Origin of the sequence: Exiguobacterium sp. Leaf187 (assembly GCF_001423925.1) — a bacterium.
GTDB classification, from domain to species: Bacteria; Bacillota; Bacilli; order Exiguobacteriales; family Exiguobacteriaceae; genus Exiguobacterium_A; species Exiguobacterium_A indicum.
On the sequence record NZ_LMPR01000005.1, the window covers coordinates 1 to 1,058 of the forward strand.

The following is a 1,058-nucleotide window of genomic DNA, read 5'->3' on the forward strand; positions in this document are numbered from 1 at the left end:
TATGACGGTTTGTCAAATTAAGCGCAACACTTCTTCGGAAAAGACCTCGTATGCAGTTTTCCAATCCAAACACTTTCTTGGTCGATTGTTGATTCTAGAAAGTGCGTAATCTAATTCTGTCTTGTTGATCATTCCGAAGTTGGTTCCCTTTGGGAAGAACTCACGGAGAAGACCATTTGCATTCTCATTGCTGCCACGTTGCCATGAAGAATAGGGATCCGCAAAGTACATTGGGATACCAAGAGAGTCCTGTATCCGTTCGTGACAGCTGAACTCCTTACCGCGATCCGTCGTCATGGTTTGAAACGTTCCCGATGGGAAAGAAGAGTAAAGTGTTTGGATGGCATGTTCCATCGAGTGAGAAGAACGATCGACCATCGGTAGTACGATATAGAACCGACTTTTACGTTCGATGAATGTCGCAACACACGCCTTTGTCTGCCCTCGTCCCGATACGACAGTATCCAACTCCCAATGCCCGAACGTTTCTCGACCCCGGACGTCCGACGGACGTTTACTGATCGGAAGCCCGATGTTGAAGCGACCTCTTGTCTCACGTGGCTTTTGGCGCTTTCCTTTTTGTCGTAAAACGCCTAAATCGCTCTTGATGAATCCTTTATATATCCATCGATAGATTGTACTGTACGATGGTCCCTGTTCGTGAAAGAGCCGTCCGGCGATCTGTTCGGGAGACCATGTCTCTCGCAGTTTCGAAAGGATACATGAGCCAAGCGAAGTGCTGAACAGCGTGCGTGCTCCACAATTCTTTTTTTGCATCTCATAACGCAGTCCGGCGTTGATCGCATTGTAGGAAGGATTCCGTTTGAGCTCATGTGAAATCGTGGACGGCTGTCGTCCGAGATGCTGAGCGATCTTTCGCATTGAAAATCCAAGCTCTAGATAAGTTTCTATTTTGACTCTTTCTGATGTGGTAAGATGAACATAGCTCATAACGAATCCTCCGTTGAATTTGGTGTGGTAACTCTATTCTACACGAGGTCGTTATGGGTTTTTTTTGTGTTTTCAGCTAGGTGTTGCACTTAATATTACAATTCGTC

General features: G+C 46.0%; 1 protein-coding gene. It reads right to left on the reverse strand.

Annotation, left to right across the window (positions count from 1 at the left end; all coding sequences use genetic code 11):
• Positions 1-12: 12 nt before the first annotated feature.
• Positions 13-951: an IS30 family transposase gene (locus tag ASF99_RS01990; RefSeq protein WP_055966726.1), complete on the reverse strand. Its 939-nt coding sequence runs from the start codon at positions 949-951 to the stop codon at positions 13-15.
• Between the last annotated feature and the right edge of the window lie 107 nt (positions 952-1,058).